Source organism: Pseudomonas sp. FG47 (genome assembly GCF_057809115.1).
The window spans coordinates 104,101-110,383 of record NZ_JBMDJI010000017.1; the positions used below are offsets into that span (position 1 = coordinate 104,101).

Consider the following 6,283-nt stretch of genomic DNA (forward strand, 5'->3'; position numbering starts at 1 on the left):
TTCAGCCTCGGGCAGGGTCAAGGAAGCGCATCCAGCGCCGTTCGGCCACGCGGAACAGGCCGACCAGGGCGAAGGACAGCAGCATGTACAGCAGGGCGGCCACGCCGAAGGCCTGGAAGGTCAGGAAGGTCGCGGCGTTGGCGTCGCGGGCGACCTTGAGGATGTCGGCGACGGTGGCGGTGAAGGCCAGCGAGGTGGCATGCAGCATCAGGATCAGCTCGTTGCTGTAGGCCGGCAGCGAGCGGCGCAGGGCGGCGGGCAGCACCAGGAACAGGTTGAGCTTCCAGCCGCGCAGGCCATAGGCCTGGGCCGCCTCCAGCTCGCCAGCGGGCAGGTTGCGGATGGCCCCGGCGAAGATTTCCACGGTGTAGGCGCAGGTGTTGAGCACGAACGCCAACAAGGTGCAGTTGAGCGCGTTGCGGAAAAACTGGTCGAGCAGGGCGTGGTCGCGCACAACCTGCAGGCTGTAGAGCCCGGTGTAGCAGATCAGCAGCTGGATATAGAGCGGCGTGCCGCGGAACACGAAGGTGTACAGCTGCACCGGCAGGCGCAGCCAGGCATGCCGCGAGGTACGCGCCAAGGCCAGGGGCAGCGACAAGGCGAAGCCCAGCACCATGCTGGCCAGGAACAGCCAGAGGGTCATGGCCAGGCCCGAGAGGCCGGTGCCATCATTGTAGAGATAGGCCAGGCCATATTCCTGAAGGAGTTCGATCATCGCGCCAGCTCCTTGATGCCGGTGTTGTAGCGCCGCTCGAGATGCTTGAGCAGGCGATTGGACAAGGTGGTGATGACCAGGTAGACCAGGCCCGCCAGGCACAGGAAGAACAGCATGTCATTGGTGGTCTTGCCGGCGTTCTGCGCGGCCTTGACCAGGTCGGCCAGGCCGATGATCGACACCAGCGCGGTGGACTTGAGCAACACCAGCCAGTTGTTGCCCAGCCCCGGCAGGGCGAAGCGCATCAGCTGCGGGAACAGCACCAGCCGAAACCGCTGTGCCCGGCTCAGGCCATAGGCGGTGGCGGCCTCCAGCTGCCCGGCGGGCACGCTGAGGATGGCGCCGCGAAAGTTCTCGGTGAAGTAGGCGCCGTAGATGAAACCCAGGGTGACTACCCCGGCGCTGAATGGGTCGATTTCGACATAGTCCCAGCCCAGCATCTCGGTCAGGTCGTTGAGCCAGATCTGCATGCTGTAGAAAATCAGCAGGATCAGCACCAGGTCGGGAACGCTGCGGATCAGCGTGGTGTAGAGGGTGGCCGGTAGGCGCAACAGCCTGGATCGCGACAGCTTGGCACTGGCACCGACCAGGCCCAGTGCGAGGCTGAGCGCCAGTGACAGCAGGGCCAGCTTGAGGGTCATCCAGGTGCCCTGGGCCAGCAGCGGGCCGAAGCCTTGCAGGCCGTGGGAGAGGAAGTCGTTCATGAGAGGATCTCGCGGGTAGGCCATCGCCGGGCAAGCCTGCTCCCACGCAGTGGTGAGCCTGTGGGAGCGGGTTTGCCCCGCGATCGGCGCTGTGGGTCACTCGTTGTAGATATCCACGTCGCCGACGTACTTCTTCTGGATCTCGGCGTAGGTGCCGTCGGCATGGATCATGGCGATGCCTTTGTCGAGCAGGGCCTTGAGTTCGGGGTCGCTCTTGCGCAGGCCCATGGCGATGTCCAGCGGCAAGGTTGGGTCCTTGATCGCCGGGCCGCTCCTGAAGTCGGCGCCTTCGGGCTTGGAGAGGAAGTTGAGCTGGGCTTCGAGCTTGTCGGTGACGGTGGCGTCGAGACGGCCATTGATCAGGTCGGCATAGTTCTGGTCCTGGCTCTGGTAGGCCTTGACCTGCGCGCCCTGCGGCGCCAGCACGGCTCGGGCGTAGGCTTCCTGCAGCGAACCCTGGAGCACGCCGACCTGCTTGCCCTTGAGCGATTCGCTGGTGTCGCCGAAGTCGGCCGACTTGCGCACGATCACCGAGGTGGGGCTGAGGAACAGGCGGCTGGTGAAGTCGATCTGCTTCAGGCGCGCCGGAGTGACGGCCATGGAGGACATGATGGCGTCGAACTTGCGGGCGCGCAGGGCCGGGATCATGCCGTCGAACTCGTTGTGCACCCAGGTGCACTTGACCTGCAGCTTGGCGCAGATGGCATTGCCCAGGTCGATGTCGAAGCCTTGCAGGCTGCCATCGGCGGCAACGGATTCGAAAGGTGGGTATTCGGGGAAGACGCCGAAGCGGATCTCGGTCCACTCCTTGGCCTGGGCAACGCTGGTGGCACACAACGAGAACAGCAGCACGCCGAGGCGTTTTCGCATGGAGAACATGGTCTTGGGTCCCTGGGTGTTGTTATTGGTAGTAGGGCGGTTGATGCGTTTAGGTCCGTCGGTGACTCATGGGTCGCGCTCAGAATGCGCGAGATAGACAGGTTTTTTGTGTCGTTTGCCAGCACGTGGGGGGCCGGATTCAGCTGTTAGTGGGCGAGTTGCAGCCGAAACGGCTGTTCCGACAAAGATTTATGGATGTGCGACAGCCGTTTCGGTCACTGGGGCCGCCAAGCGGCCCCGAGTGTTCGGTCAGGCAGCATTGGCCTTGCGCTCACACCCTTTTGCTTGCAGCAAGGCAAACAGGTCCTTCGGGTTCTCGAGTTCAGGCACCAGCGCAATGTCGTGCCCGATGTCCAGGGCGCGGGCGACGTCCAGCACATAGCGCAGCGCCGAGTAGTCCTCCAGGGCGAAGCCGACCGAGTCGAACAAGGTGACTTGGCCGGCGTTTTCGCGGCCTGCGGCGCTGCCCTCGACCACCTGCCAGAACTCGGTGGTCGGCGAGTCGGCGGGCATCTGCTGGATCTCGCCTTCGATCCGGCTCTGCGGTTCGTACTCGACGATCACCCGGGCGCGCTCGACGATGTCGCGGTGCAGCTCGGTCTTGCCCGGGCAGTCGCCGCCCACGGCATTGAGGTGCATGCCCGGTTCGATCAGCTCCGCGGTGAGGATGGTGGCGTAGGCCTTGTCGGCGGTGACCGTGGTGACGATGTCGGCGCCGCGCACTGCCTCGGCCACGTTGCCGGCGATGGTCAGCTTCAGTTGCGGGTAGCCGGCCAGGTTGGCTGCCAGCTTTTCAGAGGCGCTGCGGTCGATGTCGAACAGGCGGATTTCCTCGATGCCCAGCAGGGTGTGGAAGGCGATGGCCTGGAACTCGCTTTGCGAGCCGTTGCCGATCAGCGCCATGCGCTTGCTGTCCGGGCGCGCCAGGTAGCGGGCGGCCAGGGCCGAGGTGGCGGCGGTACGGATGGCGGTGGTCAGGGTCATCTCGCTGAGCAGTACCGGCGCGCCGGTATCGACATCGCCCAGGGCGCCGAAGGCCATCACCGTGAGCAGGCCGTTGTGGGTGTTCTTCGGGTGGCCGTTGACGTATTTGAAGGCGTACAGGCTGGCGTCGGACACCGGCATCAGCTCGATCACCCCGTCCGGCGAGTGGTTGGCCAGGCGCGGGCATTTCTCGAAGTCGTGCCAGCGCAGGTAGTCCTGGCGGATGTAATCGGCCATCTCGGCCAGGCAGGTGGGCAGGCCCTTGCGGTTGACCAGGCGGGCGAGGTCATTTACGTCGATGTAGCGGGTCATGATGGTTCTCCTTGACGGGTCAGTGGCGCGAGGGCAGGTGGATTTCGGCGAGCATGCAGCGGGCGCTGCCGCCGCCGATACGTTCGATATGGTCGATATTCACCACCAGCGGGTGGCTGTGACGCTCCACCTGCTGGCGCTGGCGGGCATCGAGGGAGGTCCAGGCGCTGCGCGACATCACCAGCAGCGAGCGGCCATCGCGGTCGTGGACCTCGAGCATGTTGCCGGCGAAGTTTTCCAACTGGTCGAAGTCCAGGGCCAGCAGTTGCTTACCGGTGTCGCGCAGGGAATGCTCCAGTGCCCGGCGCTCATCGGCGTGGGGCAGGGCGGCGAGGCAGACCACGGCGAGCTGGCGGCCAACGTTCATCATCACGTTGCTGTGATAGATCGGCGCTTGCTGGCGGTCCACGGCGTGGAACAGGCACAGGCGGTAATCGAGGTGTTCGGCGAACTGGCGCAGGGCGCGTTCGTGGGTGCGCCCGGAGTGGCAGGCGTAGCTGATCCGGTGCTCGCGGTCCAGGACCATGCTGCCGGTGCCCTCGAGGAACAGATTCTGCTGTTCCAATGGGCTCAGGTCGATGGTGCGCTGGATGGCGAAGCGCTCGCTCAGCACGCCCAGTACGCCCTTGCTGCGTTCCAGGCGGCGATTCTTGCCCTCCATCGGGTAGAGCACCAGGCTGCCGTCGGCATGGCTGCTCCAGCAGTTGTTGGGAAAGATCGAGTCGGGGGTATGGGGCTCTGGGGTATCCTGCACCACCAGTACGTCGACGCCGTGCTGGCGCAGGCTGTCGACGTAGCCGTCGAACTCTTCCAGAGCCTTTGCGCTGGCGGTCTCAGGGTCCAGCGGCGCTTGCTGGAAGCGGTTGTTGGCGGCGGTGTCGGGATTGAAGGCGAACCGCGCCGGGCGAATCATGAGGACGGTATTTGTTGTTTGCATTGGGCACGCATCCACAGGTGGGCTGTGTGACCATTGTGTGATGGTTCGCGGTGAGATCCCGGCTGAAGCGGGCGGGGCGGGCAGCGGGTCCAGCTGAAATGGCTTGTTTGGCAGCAGAATCGGCTGGTGCCACAGAAAAAGGTCGCCATCCTCGTGGGAGCGGGCTGTACAACTGAAAACGGCGCCTCGAAGGGCGCCGTTTTCTTTATTGCCGGAACACCTTGATTACTTGTGCAGCTCTTCAGCCGCATACAGGGTGTTCTCCAGCAGGCAGGCGCGGGTCATCGGGCCCACGCCGCCCGGTACCGGGGTGATCCAGCCCGCGCGAGGCAGGGCGGTGTCGTAGACCACGTCGCCGACCAGCTTGCCGTCCTCCTGGCGGTTGATGCCGACGTCGATGACGATGGCGCCTTCCTTGATCCATTCACCCTTGACCAGGCCCGGCTTGCCGGCAGCCACCACCACCAGGTCGGCGCGGCCGACGTGGCCGGGCAGGTCCTTGGTGAAACGGTGGCAGACGGTGACGGTGCAACCGGCCAGCAGCAATTCCATGGCCATGGGGCGGCCGACGATGTTGGAGGCGCCAACGATCACCGCGTTCATGCCGTACAGGTCCTGCCCGGTGCTTTCCAGCAGGGTCATGATGCCCTTCGGGGTGCATGGGCGCAGCAGCGGGATGCGCTGGGCCAGGCGGCCGATGTTGTAGGGGTGGAAACCGTCTACGTCCTTGTCCGGGCGGATGCGCTCGAGCAGCAGCGAGGCGTCCAGGTGAGCCGGCAGCGGCAGTTGCAGCAGGATGCCGTCGACAGCCGGGTCGTCGTTGAGCCGGTCGATCAGATCGGCCAGGGCTTGCTGCGTGGTATCGCTGGGCAGGTCGAACGCCTGGGAAATGAAGCCGACCTCTTCGCAGTCCTTGCGCTTGTGCGAGACATAGACTTGGGAGGCCGGATCGGTGCCGACCAGGATCACCGCCAGGCCCGGGGTGCGCAGGCCTTGCTGGCGGCGCTCGGCGACACGTTGGGCGATCTGCTGGCGCAGGTTGGCGGCGATCGCCTTGCCATCGATAAGGTGTGCAGTCATAGACGCGTGATTAACCATCGAGAAGGGAACATATAAGAAGCGCGTATTCTCGCACGACCTGGCCCGAGGGCAAAGGCGGGTGGTCGGGCAAATCCCCTAACCCCTTCAATAATTTAAATTTTTTAGAGAAAGGTGTTGACGGCCTAGAGGGTCGCCTATAAGATTCGCCGCACTTGTCGGGCACTGCCTGGCACGGGTTGGCAAGGTCAGGCAGAATAAGCGGTTCGTTTGTTCGGTCGGACTGATAGCTTAAGCGCCCGTAGCTCAGCTGGATAGAGCATCCGCCTTCTAAGCGGATGGTCGCAGGTTCGAGTCCTGCCGGGTGCGCCATCAGGCCTGGGCAAGTAAGCAATAGCAGTACCGCACTATGGTGGGCGTAGCTCAGTTGGTAGAGCGCTGGATTGTGATTCCAGTTGTCGTGGGTTCGATTCCCATCGTCCACCCCAGATTCTTCAGGGGCGCCTCGATTGCATGATCCGGCGCCTTTGTTTTTGAGTTATGCGGACGTGGTGAAATTGGTAGACACACTGGATTTAGGTTCCAGCGGCGCAAGCTGTAAGAGTTCGAGTCTCTTCGTCCGCACCATGTTTCTGTAAGGCTGTACCGTAACACCGCATTATGGTGGGCGTAGCTCAGTTGGTAGAGCGCTGGATTGTGATTCCAGTTGTCGTG

Annotated in this window: 6 protein-coding genes and 3 tRNA genes; 3 read left to right on the top strand and 6 right to left on the bottom strand. The window is 63.8% G+C overall.

All coding sequences use genetic code 11. The annotated features are described in order from the left end of the window. Position 1 precedes the first annotated feature (1 nt). The 6 genes from ACODS5_RS14825 to folD form a co-directional block, all read right to left on the bottom strand. Positions 2–715, bottom strand: coding sequence for an ABC transporter permease (locus ACODS5_RS14825; RefSeq protein WP_134690155.1), 714 nt, complete (start codon positions 713–715; stop codon positions 2–4). Then, positions 712–1,419, bottom strand: coding sequence for an ABC transporter permease (locus tag ACODS5_RS14830; RefSeq protein ID WP_134690156.1), 708 nt, complete (start codon positions 1,417–1,419; stop codon positions 712–714). Before ACODS5_RS14830 ends, ACODS5_RS14825 begins: the two co-directional genes overlap by 4 nt. Positions 1,420–1,515: 96 nt before the next feature. Then, positions 1,516–2,298, bottom strand: coding sequence for an ABC transporter substrate-binding protein (locus ACODS5_RS14835; RefSeq protein WP_134690157.1), 783 nt, complete (start codon positions 2,296–2,298; stop codon positions 1,516–1,518). Between the two features lie 249 nt (positions 2,299–2,547). Continuing rightward, positions 2,548–3,594: an ornithine cyclodeaminase gene (gene ocd, locus ACODS5_RS14840; RefSeq protein WP_489109019.1), complete on the bottom strand. Its 1,047-nt coding sequence runs from the start codon at positions 3,592–3,594 to the stop codon at positions 2,548–2,550. 19 nt (positions 3,595–3,613) lie between these two features. Continuing rightward, positions 3,614–4,531, bottom strand: coding sequence for a citrulline utilization hydrolase CtlX (ctlX, locus tag ACODS5_RS14845; RefSeq protein ID WP_489109020.1), 918 nt, complete (start codon positions 4,529–4,531; stop codon positions 3,614–3,616). 225 nt (positions 4,532–4,756) lie between these two features. Further along, on the bottom strand, positions 4,757–5,611 hold the full coding sequence (folD, locus tag ACODS5_RS14850; protein ID WP_134690160.1) for a bifunctional methylenetetrahydrofolate dehydrogenase/methenyltetrahydrofolate cyclohydrolase FolD: 855 nt from the start codon (positions 5,609–5,611) through the stop codon (positions 4,757–4,759). A gap of 253 nt (positions 5,612–5,864) precedes the next feature. Here folD and ACODS5_RS14855 point away from each other — a divergent pair. From ACODS5_RS14855 to ACODS5_RS14865, 3 genes are all read left to right on the top strand, one after another. After that, positions 5,865–5,941: transfer RNA gene (locus tag ACODS5_RS14855), tRNA-Arg, on the top strand. Between the two features lie 40 nt (positions 5,942–5,981). After that, positions 5,982–6,057: transfer RNA gene (locus ACODS5_RS14860), tRNA-His, on the top strand. 54 nt (positions 6,058–6,111) lie between these two features. Beyond that, positions 6,112–6,196, top strand: a tRNA-Leu gene (locus ACODS5_RS14865). Positions 6,197–6,283 lie beyond the last annotated feature (87 nt).

Excerpts from the sequence above, each read along its gene's own strand:
- ACODS5_RS14825 (WP_134690155.1), bottom strand. The coding sequence starts at position 715 with ATGATCGAACTCCTTCAGGAATATGGCCTGGCCTATCTCTACAATGAT.
- ACODS5_RS14830 (WP_134690156.1), bottom strand. The coding sequence starts at position 1,419 with ATGAACGACTTCCTCTCCCACGGCCTGCAAGGCTTCGGCCCGCTGCTG.
- ACODS5_RS14835 (WP_134690157.1), bottom strand. The coding sequence starts at position 2,298 with ATGTTCTCCATGCGAAAACGCCTCGGCGTGCTGCTGTTCTCGTTGTGT.
- ocd (WP_489109019.1), bottom strand. The coding sequence starts at position 3,594 with ATGACCCGCTACATCGACGTAAATGACCTCGCCCGCCTGGTCAACCGC.
- ctlX (WP_489109020.1), bottom strand. The coding sequence starts at position 4,531 with ATGCAAACAACAAATACCGTCCTCATGATTCGCCCGGCGCGGTTCGCC.
- folD (WP_134690160.1), bottom strand. The coding sequence starts at position 5,611 with ATGACTGCACACCTTATCGATGGCAAGGCGATCGCCGCCAACCTGCGC.